Origin of the sequence: Caulobacter segnis, assembly GCF_023935105.1 — a bacterium.
In the GTDB taxonomy this organism is placed as follows: Bacteria; Pseudomonadota; Alphaproteobacteria; order Caulobacterales; family Caulobacteraceae; genus Caulobacter; species Caulobacter segnis_B.
In genome coordinates this window covers 4337396-4353038 of sequence record NZ_CP096040.1, presented here as the reverse complement: position 1 = coordinate 4353038, position 15643 = coordinate 4337396, and the positions used below count along the sequence as shown (strand labels likewise).

10 protein-coding genes and 1 pseudogene are annotated in these 15643 nt (G+C 67.4%); 5 read left to right on the top strand and 6 right to left on the bottom strand.

What is annotated here, in order from left to right:
* Nucleotides 1-156: 156 nt before the first annotated feature.
* On the bottom strand, nt 157-1323 hold the full coding sequence (gene carA / locus MZV50_RS20290) for a glutamine-hydrolyzing carbamoyl-phosphate synthase small subunit (RefSeq protein WP_252631076.1): 1167 nt from the start codon (nt 1321-1323) through the stop codon (nt 157-159).
* A 340-nt stretch (nt 1324-1663) separates the two neighbouring features.
* Here carA and MZV50_RS20285 point away from each other — a divergent pair, with 340 nt between their 5' ends.
* The 4 genes from MZV50_RS20285 (at nt 1664) to MZV50_RS20270 (ending at nt 6483) form a co-directional block, all read left to right on the top strand.
* A complete protein-coding gene (locus MZV50_RS20285; RefSeq protein ID WP_252631075.1) occupies nt 1664-1951 on the top strand; it encodes a DUF1272 domain-containing protein in 288 nt (95 codons plus the stop codon).
* Between the two features lie 302 nt (nt 1952-2253).
* Complete coding sequence (locus MZV50_RS20280) at nt 2254-5334, top strand: TonB-dependent receptor (protein WP_252631074.1); 3081 nt, start codon at nt 2254-2256, stop codon at nt 5332-5334.
* 234 nt (nt 5335-5568) lie between these two features.
* The gene (locus MZV50_RS20275; protein ID WP_252631073.1) at nt 5569-5712 is read left to right on the top strand and encodes a hypothetical protein; all 144 of its coding nucleotides are present in this window, start codon (nt 5569-5571) and stop codon (nt 5710-5712) included.
* Nucleotides 5713-5778: 66 nt separating this feature from the next.
* Nucleotides 5779-6483 carry an HAD family hydrolase gene (locus tag MZV50_RS20270; protein WP_252631072.1) on the top strand — a complete coding sequence of 235 codons (705 nt, stop codon included), beginning with the start codon at nt 5779-5781 and terminating at the stop codon, nt 6481-6483.
* A 31-nt stretch (nt 6484-6514) separates the two neighbouring features.
* On the opposite strand, the gene MZV50_RS20265 is transcribed toward MZV50_RS20270, so the two are convergent.
* From MZV50_RS20265 to manD, 3 genes are all read right to left on the bottom strand, one after another.
* Nucleotides 6515-7591: an acyltransferase family protein gene (locus MZV50_RS20265; RefSeq protein WP_252631071.1), complete on the bottom strand. Its 1077-nt coding sequence runs from the start codon at nt 7589-7591 to the stop codon at nt 6515-6517.
* 148 nt (nt 7592-7739) lie between these two features.
* On the bottom strand, nt 7740-8489 hold the full coding sequence (locus tag MZV50_RS20260) for a FadR/GntR family transcriptional regulator (protein ID WP_252631070.1): 750 nt from the start codon (nt 8487-8489) through the stop codon (nt 7740-7742).
* Nucleotides 8490-8678: 189 nt separating this feature from the next.
* Nucleotides 8679-9890 (bottom strand): D-mannonate dehydratase ManD, encoded by a 1212-nt coding sequence (gene manD, locus MZV50_RS20255; protein WP_252631069.1) that lies wholly within the window; start codon nt 9888-9890, stop codon nt 8679-8681.
* Between the two features lie 346 nt (nt 9891-10236).
* Here manD and MZV50_RS20250 point away from each other — a divergent pair, with 346 nt between their 5' ends.
* Complete coding sequence (locus tag MZV50_RS20250; RefSeq protein WP_252631068.1) at nt 10237-12351, top strand: alpha-glucuronidase family glycosyl hydrolase; 2115 nt, start codon at nt 10237-10239, stop codon at nt 12349-12351.
* Between the two features lie 130 nt (nt 12352-12481).
* Here the strand turns inward: MZV50_RS20250 and MZV50_RS20245 are convergent, their stop codons facing one another.
* Nucleotides 12482-13990: a tryptophan halogenase family protein gene (locus MZV50_RS20245; RefSeq protein ID WP_252631067.1), complete on the bottom strand. Its 1509-nt coding sequence runs from the start codon at nt 13988-13990 to the stop codon at nt 12482-12484.
* Nucleotides 13987-15515, bottom strand: a pseudogene (locus MZV50_RS20240) (tryptophan halogenase family protein). Before MZV50_RS20240 ends, MZV50_RS20245 begins: the two are co-directional and overlap by 4 nt.
* Nucleotides 15516-15643: the final 128 nt, after the last annotated feature.

Sequence of the window (15643 nt, the reverse complement as noted above, 5' to 3'; positions counted from 1 at the left end):
GAGAGGTTACACCTTCTCAGGACGAGGCGCGGGACGCTGGCTTTCAAAGGGGATAGGGGGCGAAGATTTTTACCGGCTAGCGGTGAAACCTCTCACCCTCCCACGCCTGACGGCGCGGGCCCCTCCCTCTCTCTATGAGAGAGGGTTCTCTCGTCCTTACTTCGCCGCGTCCATCAGCCCAGCAAACCGTTCGAACAGGTAGAGGCTGTCGGTCGGGCCCGGCGAGGCTTCCGGGTGGTGCTGGACCGAGAACACCGGCTTGTCGGCCAGTTGGATGCCGGCGTTGGTGCCGTCGAACAGCGAGACGTGGGTCTCCTGGACCGGGGCGGGCAGGGAGGCGCTGTCCACGGTGAAGCCGTGGTTCATCGAGACGATCTCGACCTTGCCGGTGGTCAGGTCCTTGACCGGGTGGTTGGCGCCGTGGTGGCCCTGTTCCATCTTCACGGTCTTGGCGCCCAGGGCCAGGGCCAGCATCTGGTGGCCCAGGCAGATGCCGAACACCGGCTTGCCGCTTTCGACCAGCTTCTGGATCTCGGGCACGGCATATTGGCCGGTCGCGGCCGGGTCGCCGGGGCCGTTGCTCAGCAGCACGCCGTCCGGGTTGCGGGCCAGGATGTCCTCGGCCTTGGTGTCGGCCGGCACCACCGTGGCGCGGGCGCCGACATGGGCCAGGGCGCGCAGGATGTTGCGCTTGACGCCATAGTCGACGACCACGACGTCGTACTTGGGTTTGTCCAGCTTGGCGTAGCCTTCCGGCCACGACCACAGGCCCTCGTCCCAGGTGAAGGTCTGGGTGGTCGAGGCGTCCTTGGCCAGGTCCAGGCCTTCCAGGCCGGCCCAGGCCTTGGCCTTGGCGACCAGGGCGGGCAGGTCGAACTGGCCGTCGGGCGAGTGGGCGATGACGCCGTGCGGCATGCCGGTCTCGCGGATCTTGCGGGTCAGGGCGCGGGTGTCGATCCCGGCCAGGCCGATGACGCCGCGCGTCTTCATCCAGGCGTCGAAGTCGCTGTTGGCGCGCCAGTTGGCCTGCTCGGTCGGAACCTCGCGGAACAGGGCGCCGCGGGCGGCCGTCTCGGCCACGCCGGTGATCTGCTCGACGTCCTCGGCGTTGGTCCCGACATTGCCGATGTGCGGGAAGGTGAAGGCGACGATCTGGGCCATGTAGGACGGGTCGGTCAGGATCTCCTGATAGCCCGTCATGGCGGTGTTGAAGCACACCTCGCCGACCGCGTCGCCGACCGCGCCGCAGCCCACGCCTTGCAGGATCGTGCCGTCCGCGAGGGCCAGAACGCCGGTAACGCCGGGGAGAAGGTCTTGGGACATTCTGTGGAGCGCTCCTGCACGCGGTGGCCCGGAATTGGGCGGTCTATTTTTGCAAAAAAGCGGGCGGGGAGTAACCCCGGCCCAGCCCCAGCGAGCCGGGGCGTTACCTTTAAAAAAGCGGACGGGCTTTAGGCCCGTCCGCCGCGCAAACGGCGCGGTGTCTAGGGGGTATGGGGGAGGGGGTCAACCCCTCGCGCGCCCTCGGCTGATCACGCGGATTTCGCTTGGCTCCACATTCCCGTGATATGCGACCGGGCCCCCTCGCGCGGAGGCCTGAAAAGCCCTTATGGTGAAAGGCTTCCAGGCAAGAATGACCAGACGAACACGGGAGGACGGACCCATGCTCGAACTGCGCCCGAATTGCGAGTGCTGCGACGCGGACCTGCCGCCCGACAGCGACGCCGCCCGAATCTGCACGTTCGAGCATACCTTCTGCGCCTCATGCGCCGATCTGCGCTTCGACGGGGCCTGTCCCGACTGTGGCGGCGGCCTGGTCGCCCGGCCGATCCGACCCGAAAGCCAGCTGCACCGCTTCCCGGCCTCGCTGAGGCGGGTGAACCGCGGCCACCGCTATGCGACCCCGATCCGGCCCCGGCGCGAGCCGGAGCGACCGACGGGCTGGGCCTGAGCCCTCCCGCTTCCTGTCCGCCGTCGCGAACAGCCAAACCCTCCCCATAGGCGCTCTTTAAAAAAGAGGTTGCCAAATCGCGCGCGCTGACCGTGGCGCCGGCGCCGCAGTGGCCTACCAAAGGTCGGACCCCGCCAAGATTGCGTGGTCTGACCACATTGACACTCAAGGACATACCTCGTAACGCTTGGAGTGTGACCGCTACCACTGCCTTCCGGCGGGGCGTCAGACTCCAAAGGGGCTGGCGGGTCGCGAGCGACAAAACACGGGCGCTGAGCGCCGACACATTAGGGGGAGAAGCAATGCCGTCCACTCGACAAAACCGTTCCGCCCGCGCCGCGCTGATCGGCGCGACCTGCCTGACCACTTTGTTCATCGGTCAGGCCGCTTACGCCCAGACCGCCGCCGCGCCGACCGTGTCCAACGACGCCGTCGAAGAGATCGTGGTCACCGGCTATCGTAAGAGCCTGGCGCAATCGACCGTCGCCAAACGCGAGACCACCGGCTTCGCCGACGCCATCTTCGCCGAAGACATCGGCAAGTTCCCCGACTCCAACATCGCCGAGTCGTTCAACCGCATCCCCGGCATCACCATCACCCGCGACATCACGGGCGAAGGCACGAACGTCGCCATCCGCGGCCTGGGCAGCAACTTCACCAACGTGACGCTGAACGGCGCCTCGATCGCCGTGGCCTCGTCGGGCGCGACCGACGCTCAGGGCACCGACCGCTCGGTCGACCTCAGCTTCTTCCCGACCGATCTGTTCACCAAGCTGACGGTCAACAAGAGCTACTCGGCCAGCCTGCTGGAAGGCGGCGCGGCGGGTAACATCGACATGCGCTCGGCCCGCCCGTTCGATCGCGAAGGCCAGCACCTGACCATGAACGTCCAGGGCGTGAAGCCGGACGGCGCCAAGCTGGGCGGCAAGGGCTCGCTGATCGCCAGCAAGACCTGGGACACCTTCGGCGTGCTGTTCGGGGTTTCGGGCCAGCGCCTGCACACCGACACGCGCGGCTACGAGACCATCGGCTTCACCAACCCGAACCTGTCGGCGGCCCAGTGCGGCGCGACCAGCGGCTGTAACCTCACGGGCGGCGGCAACTGGACGATCCCGGGCACGGTGCCGGTCGGCGCCGGCGGCGGCCTGGTGGCGGGCACGGTCATCGACCAGGCCTTCCTGCTGTCCAAGAACCCCGGCGCGACGATCCAGCAGATCGACAACGGCCTGCTGCCGCGCCTGGGCCGCCCGTCGGCCGAGTACGGCCGCCGCGACCGCCTGAACCTGGTCGGCAGCCTGGAATGGCGTCCCAACGACAGCATCAACTTCTATGTCGACGGGATGTACGGCTACAAGAAGAACGACCTGCTGCGGGAGGACATCGCCTGGATCGTGCGCAACGGCGCGATCATCCCGATGAACACCAAGTACGACAAGACCGACTGCTCCGCCGGCTGCACGGTGACGCAAGGCACCTACGCCAACTCGCAGTTCTTCCTGGAATTCCGCCCCTACATCGAGAAGACCGAGCTGTGGGGGATCAATCCGGGCGGCGAATGGCGCATCACCGACAAGCTGAAGGTCGAGGCCCAGGCCAACTACACCAAGAGCAACTTCCACCGCGAAAGCCCGACCTTCGGTCCGGTGACGGCGCTGGGCGTCGGCACGACGGTCGACTACACCTACAACCCGAACGGCATCCCGACGATCAAGAGCAGCGTCGACCTGAACAACCCCGCCAACTTCGTCTGGACCGGCGGCCGGTTGAACATGCAGGACGAGAAGCGCTGGTACGAGACCAAGGGCGCCCGCGCGGTCGTCACCTGGGGCGACGAGAAGCTGAACCTGAAGTTCGGCGGCAACTATGACGACGTCTCGCGCACCATCCGCGGCTACGACAACACTGGCCCGTGGCAGAACGCGACCTGCGGCAACAATCCCAGCATCAACCTGCCCTCGCCCAACAGCGGCCCGGCCTGCCAGGGCCTGAACCAGCCGGGCGCCGCGCCGGCCGGCTATCCGACCTATCCGGGTTACGGAACCGGCGCCACGGCCGGCCAGACCGGAACCCTGACCTATGGCGGTTCGCTGATCCCGACCGCCAGCCTGGCCAACTACCTCAAGCCCGGTCCGGCCGGCTTCGTCACCGTCGACTGGGACAAGGTCAAGCAGGCCACCGGCTACGACAAGCTGCATAACGCGTACGTCGAGAGCGGCGGTTCGAACACCGGCGCCAGCGGCGGCTACATCAACGAGAAGAACAGCGCGGCCTATACCGAGCTGAACGGCGTCACCCAGGTCATGGACAGCGACCTGCGCTTCAACGTCGGCGTCCGCTACGTCCACACCAAGCAGACGATCGGCGGCCGCGTCTCGCTGGCGGATCCGCGCAACACCCTGCCGGGCGGCGCCCAGCTGCCGGACGGCGCGCGCTATCCGAACATCACCAACTTCGTCTACACCGAGAACACCTATTCCAAGTGGCTGCCGGCCGCGAACATCGCCTATGACGTCGGCGAGCACGCCGTGGCCCGCGTCGCGGTCTCGGAAACGATGACCCGTCCGGATCCGGCCGCCCAGCTGCCGGGCGTCAGCTTCGGCGCCCCGTCGGCCGACCAGGCCACGATCGGCAACTCGGCCCTGAAGCCCTACTTCTCCAAGAACATCGACCTGGGCTTTGAATTCTACACCGGCCAGGAAGGCGTCATCGCGGTCAACGCGTTCCGCAAGTCGCTGACCGGCTTCACGACCAACAACGTCGTGACCCTGCCGTTCACGGCCCTGGCCCAGTACGGCATCACCTACGACACCATCAACGACACCCAGAAGACGGCCATCAACGCGCGTGGCGGCCCGACCCAGGCGCAAGTCCAGGTCCAGTCGCAGATCAACGTGCCCAACAAGCTGACGATCAACGGCCTGGAATTCCAGTGGGTGCAACCGCTGGACTTCCTGACCAGCCGCTTCGGCGTCGAGGGCCTGGGCGTCAACGCCAACGCCACCATCGTCGACCAGACCAGCAACGGTCCGGCGATCGCCTACGGCGTGGCCAAGTACACCTACAACCTGACGGGCTATTACGAGCACAACGGCGTCAGCCTGCGTCTGAGCCACGTCTACCGGAAGGGCTCGCAGTCCAGCGGCGCCAACCAGAACGGCGTCACCGCCGCCGCCCTGTTCAACGACGACTACAAGCAGACCGATTTCTCCTCCAGCTACGACCTGGAGAAGATCTTCGGCTTCAAGAACGCGCCGCAGCTGACCTTCAACGTGACCAACATCACCAATGAAAAGCTGCGCTCGCACTTCCAGTACGACAACGCGACGTTCACCTACTACAAGCCCGGCCGCCAATACCTGATGGGTCTGCGGATGAGCTTCTAAAGTCCCTCTGTTCCCTCTACCTCGCCGGTTCTGCTTTCCTTGGGCCGGCGGGGACCTTTTCGGTTCGCCGCGCGCGGTCGACCACCTCATCGCCGCCATCGCGTGGTTTCCGGCGCGCCCTGCCATCGAGGGCGCGCCATTCTTTTGCGGGCGTGCGGGGACAATCCGCCGCAGGGGCGGGCGGTCTCGCTGTTAACCTTCGCCGTGGCAGGGTCGAGCGCGCAAGGAGCCGCCATGACCCCCGCCGACCCGACCACAGCCAAGTTCGCCGCCCTGTCCGCCAAGTTCGCCCTGGGCGTCGGCGAGACCGTGCTGAACCTGGCCCTGTCGGCGGCCGTTCCGGTCAGCCTGGTGGTCTTCGCGGTGCTGACCTTCTGACGTCCGCCGCGCATAAATCATGCGTGGGATAGGCTCCGCCTCCGGCCCGATGATATGTCCGGCGCCATGAGCACCATCACCACCGTCGGCGTCGACGCCGACGACACCCTCTGGCATTGCGAGAGCCTGTTTCGCCTGTCGCACCAGCGCTTCCTGGAGCTGCTGTCCGAGCACGGAGATCCCGAGAGGATCGAGGCCCAGCTGACGGCGGTCGAGAAGCGCAACCTGCGGGTCTATGGCTACGGGGCCAAGGGCTTCACCCTGTCGATGATCGAGACGGCGCTGGAGGTTACCGACGGCGCGGTCGACACGCGCGTGATCCGCGAGATCCTGGCCGTCGGCCGCGAGATGCTGACCGAGCCGATCGAGCCGCTGCCGGGCGTCGAGCTGGCGCTGTCGGAGCTGTCCAAGCGCTACCGCCTGATCCTGGTGACCAAGGGCGACCTGCTGCATCAGGAGCAGAAGCTGGCCTCGTCGGGCCTGGGCGACTACTTCGTCGCCGTCGAGATCGTGTCCGAGAAGGACGCCGGCACCTATCGCCGGGTGTTCGACCGCTACGGCACGGGCGCCGACCAGGCGGTGATGGCCGGCAACTCGATGAGGTCCGACATCCTGCCCGCCCTGGAGGCCGGCTGCTGGGGCGCCCTGATCCCGTACCCCCTGGTCTGGGCCCACGAGGCGGCCGAGGCTCCGGTGGGACATGAGCGCTATGCGGAGCTGGGGAGTATCCGTGAGCTGGCGGCGTGGGTGGACGGGATCGCTCAGTCGTAATCCCTCTCTCTAAGAGAGAGAGGGAGCTCGCTCAGCGCTTCCCCAGCTTCGCCACCCAATCGCGCGCCGGGCGCTCGAAGCCGATCAGCGAGAAATACGCGATCGGGAACAGGGCCACGATCCAGACCAGGCACCACAGCCGCATGGCGTCGCCAGTGAGGCCCCACATCCCGAAGCCGACCCAGTTCAGCGCGATCTTCAGTGCGATCGGGTGCAGCAGGTAGAGGCTGAAGCTGAGCTGGGCCCAAGGGGCCAGGGCCTTGCTGACCCCGCCCTGGACGCCGGCCGCGTCGGCCGCCACCCCCGCCAGGCCGATGGCGTAGATCAGCAAGAGCAGGCTCGTCCGCGACGCCCCCATGCCCGAGGCGACGAAGAACGCCGCCAAGAGGGCCCACATCACGAAGCGGGCGAGGGGCAGGCGGGCCAGGACGGCCTTCAGCTGGAACGCCAGCATGCCCAGCATGAAGCCGGGCACGGCGCGGGCGACGCCAAAGTCGTAGGTCCACTGCGAGAAGGGCTCGCCGGTCCGCGAGATCCAGAGCAGCAGGACCAGGCTGCCGATCGCGACGATGGCGGTGGGCCAGCGGCCCAAAGCGGTAATGCGAAAAAGCAGGGGCAGGGCGATGTACATCCCCATCTCGGCGCTGATCGCCCAGCTGACGAAGTTCCAGGTCTGGGCATGACACGTCCCCCAGGCGTGGATGAACAGGATGTTCTGCGGGATGCACGTCACGTCGTAGCGCGAGGGATCCCGCTCGTTCAGCACGCCGGCCCAGCCCAGGGCGGCGATGACCACGAACACCAGCATCGTCGCCCAGTGCAGCGGCCCCAGCCGCGCCACCCGCTTCTGCAGGAAGTCGCGGTACTTGGCGAAGGTCGAGAGCCGCCCGGTGTAGATCGCCGCCATCACGTAGCCGGAGATCAGGAAGAACAGGTCGACGATCAGGCTGAAGCTCTTGATCGTGTCATCGGCCAGCTGCCAGCGGCCGTCCAGGTTGATGAACCGGTTGAAGTGAAACACCACGATCATCACCGCCCCCACGATCCGCAGGGCGTCCAGGTGCAGCATCTGGTCGGAGTCGGGCTTGAGCGGGGGGAGCTTCAGCATGGGGAAGAGTGGCATGTTCCCAATCCTCCCCCAAGAGGGGGAGGTGTCGGCTCGAAGAGACGACGGAGGGGAAGAGGCAAGGCATCAAGCACTTCCCCCACCGGCGCTACGCGCCACCTCCCCCGCTAGGGGGAGGATTGACACGTGCCTAGATCGCCACCCGCTTCGCGATCGCGTTGCGGCGCGCCTTGGTCTCTTGCTGCGCCCGCTGGACGGCTTCGGTCTCGGTGGCGTGCAGCAGGTGGTCGATGACGCGTTCCAGGTGGTCGCGCATGGCCTGGCGGGCGGCGGCCGGGTCGCGGGCCTTCAGGGCGTCGACCACGCGGCGGTGCTCGACGATGCGCGGCTCCAGGCCCATGCCGCGCGCGCGGGTCAGGATGTTGCGGGCCAGGGGCGAGCGGTTGCGCCAGTCCCACAGGTTCTCGATCGTGGCGATGATCGCGCCGTTGCCGGTGGCGCGGGCGATGGTCAGGTGGAACTCGCGGTCGGCGTCCTCGCCCCGGATCTCCTCCTCGACATGCATGCGCTCCAGGAGGTCCTCCAGGGTCGCGATCTGCTCGTCGCTGATCGAGGTGGCGGCCAGGGCGGCGGCCTCGCCCTCGAACAGGCGGCGGGCCTCGATCAGCTCGAAGGCGCCGATCTCGAAGTCGATCTCGGCCGACGGGGCCACGGGGCGGACATTGCCGGTGACGTAGATGCCCAGGCCATGGCGGGCCTCGATCATGCCCAGCATCTCGAGCGCGATCATCGCCTCGCGCAGGGTAGGCCGGCTGACCCCGAACTGTTCGGCCAGCTCGCGCTCGGTCGGCAGGCGGTCGCCGATCTTGTACTGGCCCGCCTCGATGGAGTCGGCCACCGAGTCGGCGATCTTGCGGTAGAGCTTGACGTTGTCGGACATGAGACGCGAGGGGGCTCGGAAGGGCGTGGAAAGCGCTGGCGATTAGTCGGATCGGCGAATCACTACCACGGACGCCGGTGGCGATTGACCAACTTTCTCGCCCTTCTAGCCCGGATGGTCAGAGTTTGCAGGCCTCCTTGGCCAGATCTTGGGCGACGAGGTGTGCGACCACGGGCGTGACCCCGGCGCTCACCAGTCGTGCATCGAGCCGTCCAGGCGGCGGGCCACCGGCAGGTAGGCGCGCTGGTAGGGATACTTGGCGGCCAGGTCCTCGTCGATGTCGACGCCCAGGCCGGGGGCCTCGCCGGGGTGCAGCATGCCGTCCGCGAAGGTGTAGGCGTGCGGGAACACCGCGTCGGTCTCGGGCGTGTGGCGCATGTATTCCTGGACGCCGAAGTTGGGGATCGACAGGTCGAAGTGCAGGGCCGCGCCCATGCAGACCGGCGACAGGTCGGTGGCCCCGTGGCAGCCGGTGCGCACGTGGTGCAGGTCGGCGAAGCTGGCCAGCTTCTTCAGGTGGGTGATCCCGCCGGCGTGGACGACCGTGGCGCGGATGTAGTCGATCAGCTGTTCCTCGATCAGCTGCTTGCAGTCCCAGACCGAATTGAAGATCTCGCCCACGGCCAGCGGTGTCGTCGTGTGCTGGCGGATCAGTCGGAAGCTGGCCTGGTTCTCGGCGGGCGTGGCGTCCTCCATCCAGAACAGGCGGTAGGGCTCCAGGTCCTTGCCCAGGCGGCCGGCCTCGATCGGGGTCAGGCGGTGGTGGACGTCGTGCAGCAGATGCAGGTCGTCGCCCAGCCGCGCGCGGGCCGCCTCGAACAGGGCCGGCGTGCTGCGCATGTAGCGCTCGGTCGACCACACCGTCTCCTTGGGCAGGTCGCTGTCGGCCGGTTCGTAGAAGAACTTGTCTTTGGAGACGCCATAGGTCCCCTTCATCCCCGGCACGCCGGTCTGCAGGCGGATGGCCTTGTAGCCCTGCTCGGCGTAGTGGGCGGCGTTGTCGAGGGTCTCGTCGATGGTCTCGCCGTTGGCGTGGCCATAGACCATGACCCCGGTCCGGCAGGCCCCGCCCAGCAGCTGGTAGACCGGCAGGCCGGCGATCTTGCCCTTGATGTCCCACAGCGCGGTGTCGACCGCGGCGATGGCGGCCATGGTCACCGGCCCCCGGCGCCAGTAGGCCCCGCGATACAGGAACTGCCAGATGTCCTCGATCTGGTGGGCGTCGCGGCCGATCAGGCAGGGGATGACGTGCTGGGTCAGATAGGCCTCGACCGCCAGTTCGCGGCCGTTCAGCGTGGCGTCGCCGATGCCGTACACCCCCTCGTCGGTGACGATCTTCAGGGTGACGAAATTGCGCCCCGGACACGTGACGATGGTCTTGGCGGCGATGATCTTGGGCATGGAGGCCTTGGACGCTGTGCTGAACCCGCGCGGGCCGAAAGATCGAGGGCGCGCCATTCGCGGGCGCGCGACGTCCATCTTCCTCCCTGCCTATCGGTGTACCGCTACCATTGGGGTTGTCAACCCGGTGGTCAGACCACTAAGGAAGGGTGTCCCGACCTTTGACGGTGTTGCTAGGCTAGAAACGTTCGGCACGGGTCGGACCGTACAAAATAACCGCTCTTCCCGGCGAAAGCCGGGACCCGGATCGTAAGGCTGAGTTGGGGTCGTCCTGGCGCCGCACAGCCCCGTCGGCTGGGCCCCCGGCTTTCGCCGGGGAAACGGAAGAGACATTGGGAGTGAATGGATGCGTTTGCTGGCGATCGCCTTGGGCTTGGCGCTGCTTGTCGCCCCCGCCGCCCGGGCCGAGGACGGCTATGACCTGTGGCTGCGCTACAAGCCGGTCGAGGCCGCCGCGAAGGGGCCCTATGCCGCCCGCGCCGCCGCCATCGCGCCCGCGCGCGCCGCCGAGACGCCGACCCTGAAGGTCGCCCGCGCCGAACTGGAGCGCGGCCTCACCGGCCTGGTCGGCAAGCCCATCCGCGCCGCCGCCGGTTCGCGTGACGGCGTCATCCAGCTCAGCGTCGCGCCGCAAGCGGGCCTGAGCGACGAGGGCTACCGGATCCGCACCGAGGCGGTGAACGGCAAGACCACCACGGTCATCGCCGCCAGCAAGGACATCGGCGTCCTCTACGGCGTGTTCCGCTACCTGGAACTGATCCAGACCCGCCAGCCGGTCGACAAGCTCGACATCGCCTCCAGTCCCAAGGTCAAGCTGCGCATGCTGAACCATTGGGACAACCTGAACCGCACGGTCGAGCGCGGCTATTCCGGCCAGTCGATCTTCGACTGGTGGCGGCTGCCCGGCCATGTCGACCCGCGCATGGTCGACTACGCCCGCGCCAACGCCTCGATCGGCATCAACGGAACGGTGCTGAACAACGTCAATGCCAAGGCCGACAGCCTGACCCCGCCGTTCATCGCCAAGGCCGCCGCCCTGGCCGACACGTTCCGGCCCTATGGCATCAAGGTCTATCTCTCGGCCCGCTTCTCGGCCCCGATCGAGATCGGCGGGCTGAAGACCGCCGACCCGCTGGACCCCGCCGTCGCCGCCTTCTGGAAGGCGAAAGCGGACGAGATCTACAAGACCATCCCCGACTTCGGCGGCTTTCTCGTGAAGGCCAATTCGGAAGGCCAGCCCGGTCCGCAGGACTATGGCCGCACCCATGTCGACGGGGCCAACATGCTGGCCGACGCGGTGGGGCCGCACGGCGGCGTCGTGATCTGGCGCGCCTTCGTCTATTCGCACGAGCAGCCCGACGATCGCGCCAAGCAGGGCTACAGCGAGTTCAAGCCGTTCGACGGCCAGTTCCGCGACAATGTGGTCATCCAGGTCAAGAACGGGGCCATCGACTTCCAGCCGCGCGAGCCGTTCCACCCGCTGTTCGGGGCGATGCCGAAATCGAACCTCGGCATGGAGTTCCAGATCACCAAGGAATATCTCGGCTTCTCGACCCACCTCGTCTATCTCGGCCCGCTCTACGAGGAGACCTTGCGCAGCGACACCCAGGCCCATGGCAAGGGCTCGACCGTGGCCAAGGTGGTCGACGGATCGCTGGACGGGCGCAAGCTGACGGTGATGGCCGGCGTGGCCAATATCGGCACGGACCGCAATTGGAGCGGCTCGCAGTTCGACCAGGCCAACTGGTACGTCTTCGGCCGCCTGGCCTGGGACCCGGAGGCCGACACCCGGGCGATCGCCGCCGACTGGGCGAAGATGACCTTCACCAATGACCCGCGCTTCGTCAAACCGGTCGTCGACATGATGATGGGCTCGCGCGAGGCGGCGGTGGACTACATGACCCCGCTGGGTCTGCACCACCAGATGGGCCGCAGCCACCACTACGGCCCGGGCCCCTGGGTCGCCGGCGGCGAACGCGCCGACTGGACCAGCGTCTACTACGCCAAGGCCGGTCCCGACGGCCTGGGCTTCGACCGCACGCCCAGCGGCAGCAACGCCACCGCCCAGTACGCCCCGGCGGTGGGCGCCTGCTACGCCGACCTCAAGTGCGTCGACGAGAAGGACCTGCTGTGGTTCCACCACCTGTCCTGGGACTACCGCCTGAAGTCGGGCGACACCCTGTGGAACGGCCTGGTCAAGCGCTACGGCCAGGGCGTGAAATACGTCGACGGCATGGAGACGACCTGGGCCGCGATGGCGCCCTATGTCGACGCCCCGCGCCACGCCGAGGTCACCGACTACCTGAAGATCCAGCGCGACGAAGCCCAATGGTGGCGCGACGCCTCGGTCGCCTGGTTCGGCAGCTTCTCCAAACGCCCCCTGCCGCCGGGCGAAAAGGCCCCGCCGAAGACGCTGCAGGAGTACGAAGCGATGACCTTCCCCTGGGCGCCGGGGATCTAGGCTTCAAAATCCTCCCCCTAGCGGGGGAGGTGGCGCGAAGCGCCGGAGGGGGGAAGCGGCAGGATCTGCAGGACTTCCCCCCTCCGTCGGCTGCGCCGACACCTCCCCCGCTAGGGGGAGGATTGCGGTGTCACTCCGCCGCGCAGTTCTCCGCGATAAAGTCCATGTGCCCCGGCATCGCCTGCGCCGACCGGGCGATTACCGCCTTGATCTCGGCCATGCGGGCCCGGAACAGCCCCTCGTCCATGGCGTCGGCCATCGGGTCCCAGCTTTCCGGGACGATGCCCTGGCCGATGAACACGGCGAACCACGAGGTGTCGTTGAACAGCTCCTCGTTCTCGCGGAACACCCGGCCCGAGCCTCGGAAGAGGTCGATCTTGTCGGCCAGGTAGTCGGGGATCGGCATCTCGCGCAGATAGTCCCAGTAGGGGGTGTCGCTACGCGTCGTGGCCTTGAAGTGCAGGATCAGGAAGTCCCGGATCTTCTCGTACTCGAAGGTCATGGTGCGGTTGTAGCGGTCGATGTCGGCCTGGAAGAACCGGCGGTCGGGGAAGTGGGCCAGCAGGCGCGAGATCCCGACCTGGATCAGGTGGATCGACTGGCTCTCCAGCGGCTCCATGAAGCCGGCCGACAGGCCGATGGCGACGACGTTCCGGTCCCAGCTTTTCTTCCGCCGGCCGGCGGTGAAGCGCAGGAAATTCGGATCGGCCAGGGGCTGGCCGTCGAGATTGCCCATCAGGTCGGCCAGGGCTTCGTCGTCGCTGACATGGGCGCTGGAATAGGCGTAGCCGTTGCCCAGGCGGTGCTGCAGCGGAATGCGCCACTGCCAGCCGTGCGGCCGCGCCGTCGCCCGCGTCACCGGGGCCAGCGAGCCGCCTAGCGTACACGGCATGGCCACCGCGCGGTCGTTCAGCAGCCACTTGGACCAGTCCTCGTAGCCGGCCTTCAGCGTCTGCTCGATCAGCAGGGCGCGGAAGCCCGAGCAGTCGATGAAGAGGTCGCCCTCGATCACCTGGCCGCTCTCCAGCGTCACCGAGGTCACGTGGCCGCTTTCGCCGTCCTGCTGGACCGAGGCGATCTTCCCCTCCTGGCGTGTCACGCCGCGCGCCTCCGCGTACTCGCGCAGGAACCGCGCATAGAGCCCGGCGTCGAACTGGAAGGCGTAGGCGATCTGGCCCAGCGGCGAGTTGGCCTGGCCGTTGGGGCGCATGAACTTGCTCTGGCGCGAGGCCACGGTCTGCAGGCTGTAGTCGCCCAGGTCGTCGGTCAGGCCCATCGCCCGGGCCTTCAGCCAATAGGCGTGGAACGACACCCCCTCCATGTCGACGCCATAGGGGCCGAACGGGTGGTGGTAGCCGTGGCCGATCGCCTTCCAGTCGACGAAGTCGATGCCCAGCTTGAAGGTGGCCTTGGTCTTGCGGACGAATTCGTTCTCGTCCAGCCCCAGCATGCGGTTGAAGATGTTGATCTGCGGGATCGTCGACTCGCCGACGCCGACCGTGCCGATGGCCTCGGATTCGACCAGGGTGACCTTCGTGTAGCCGTCCTTGAGGAAGCGCCCCAGGGCGGCGGCGGTCATCCAGCCGGCGGTGCCGCCGCCGACGATGACGACGCGGCGCAGGCGGTGGTTCTGGGTCATGTCTTGAACTCTGGAGCCGTATCTTGGGGCGCCGCGCAATAGCGGGCGATGAAGGCTTCGTGGGTCGGCATCGACTCGGCGGTTCGGCCGATCAGCGCCGACAGGCGGTCCATCTGGCCCTTCACGAAGGCCTGGTCGTACTGGTCGACCAGCGGGTCGTGGCGCTGGGGGATGATCCCCTGGCCCAGCAGCACGGCGATCCAGCTGGGCTCGGCGAACAGGTCGTAGTCGGACTGAAAGAGGCGCCCGGAGCTGCGGAACAGCGCGATCTTGCGCGACAGCTCGGCCGGGATCTCCATTTCGCGCAGCGCCTTCCAGTACGGCTCGTCGCGCTGGTTGGCGTGGAAGTGCAGGATGATGAAGTCGCGGATCAGCTCGACCTGCAGGGCGGTCAGGCGGTTGTATTCGGCGATCTCGACGGGGTCGAAGCCGCGGTCGGGGAACAGGGCCAGGAGCTTGGTGATCCCGGTCTGGATCAGGTGGATGCTGGTGCTCTCCAGCGGCTCCAGGAAGCCCGACGACAGGCCGATGGCCACGACGTTCTTGACCCAGGCGTCCTTGCGACGACCGGCCTGGAACCGCAGGAAATTGGGTTCGGCCAGCGGGGCGCCGTCCAGGGTCTGGCGCAGGCGGGCCAGCGCGTCCTCGTCGCTGATGTGCCTGGACGAATAGACATAGCCGTTGCCGGTGCGGTGCTGCAGCGGGATCCGCCAGCGCCAGCCGGCCGCATCGGCGGTGGCGCGGGTATAGGGGTGAGGCCGTCGCCGCCGGTGACGCACGGCATGGCCACGGCGCGGTCGTTTGGCAGCCAATGGCTCCAATCCTCGAAACCGGCCTTCAGCGTCTGCTCGATCAAAAGGCCCCGGAAGCCGGAGCAGTCGACGAACAGGTCGGCCTCCAGCACCCGGCCGTCCTCCAGGGTGACGCCGGTGACGAAGCCGGTCTCGCCATGCTGCTGGACGCCGCCGATCTTGCCCTCGACGCGTGTGACGCCGCGCCGCTCGGCATAGCCGCGCAGGTATTTGGCATAGAGGCTGGCGTCGAAGTGGAAGGCGTACTTCAGGGCCGACATCACCTGGCCCGGATCCTTGGACGGCAGGGCGAAGCGGCCCCGGTTCGCCGCCGTGGCCGACAGGTTGTAGTCGTCGATGTCGCGAGACCAGCCCTCGTGCAGCGACCGCAGCCAGAACTGGTGGAACTTCAGCGCCTCGATATCCAGGCCGAAATTGCCGAACGGGTGCTGGTAGCGGTGGCCCTTGTGCTTCCAGTCGACGAACTGGATGGCCAGCTTGAAGCTGCCCTTCGTGGCCCGCATGAACTCGGCCTCGTCGAGGCCGAGGATCTGGTTGAAGGTGGTGATCGGTGGGATCGTCGCCTCGCCCACGCCGACCGTGGCGATGGCATCGGACTCGACCAGCGTGACCCGCACGCCCTTGGCGTCGAGCACCTTGGAGAGGGCCGCCGCCGTCATCCAGCCGGCCGTGCCGCCGCCGACGACCAGGACCTCGCGGATGGGGGTGGTCATGGTGCGAACCCGCCAACGCCGCAGGCCCCCACCTGACCTGCGACGCAGGTCGTCCGCCCCCGGAGGGGGCAGAAGGAGAACCTTCCTCCCCCTTTGGGGGAGGGGGACCGCCGAACGGTGGTGGAGGG

Coding starts and splice junctions, on each gene's coding strand:
- carA (WP_252631076.1), bottom strand. CDS start 1,323: ATGTCCCAAGACCTTCTCCCCGGCGTTACCGGCGTTCTGGCCCTCGCG.
- MZV50_RS20285 (WP_252631075.1), top strand. CDS start 1,664: ATGCTCGAACTGCGCCCGAATTGCGAGTGCTGCGACGCGGACCTGCCG.
- MZV50_RS20280 (WP_252631074.1), top strand. CDS start 2,254: ATGCCGTCCACTCGACAAAACCGTTCCGCCCGCGCCGCGCTGATCGGC.
- MZV50_RS20275 (WP_252631073.1), top strand. CDS start 5,569: ATGACCCCCGCCGACCCGACCACAGCCAAGTTCGCCGCCCTGTCCGCC.
- MZV50_RS20270 (WP_252631072.1), top strand. CDS start 5,779: ATGAGCACCATCACCACCGTCGGCGTCGACGCCGACGACACCCTCTGG.
- MZV50_RS20265 (WP_252631071.1), bottom strand. CDS start 7,591: ATGCTGAAGCTCCCCCCGCTCAAGCCCGACTCCGACCAGATGCTGCAC.
- MZV50_RS20260 (WP_252631070.1), bottom strand. CDS start 8,489: ATGTCCGACAACGTCAAGCTCTACCGCAAGATCGCCGACTCGGTGGCC.
- manD (WP_252631069.1), bottom strand. CDS start 9,890: ATGCCCAAGATCATCGCCGCCAAGACCATCGTCACGTGTCCGGGGCGC.
- MZV50_RS20250 (WP_252631068.1), top strand. CDS start 10,237: ATGCGTTTGCTGGCGATCGCCTTGGGCTTGGCGCTGCTTGTCGCCCCC.
- MZV50_RS20245 (WP_252631067.1), bottom strand. CDS start 13,990: ATGACCCAGAACCACCGCCTGCGCCGCGTCGTCATCGTCGGCGGCGGC.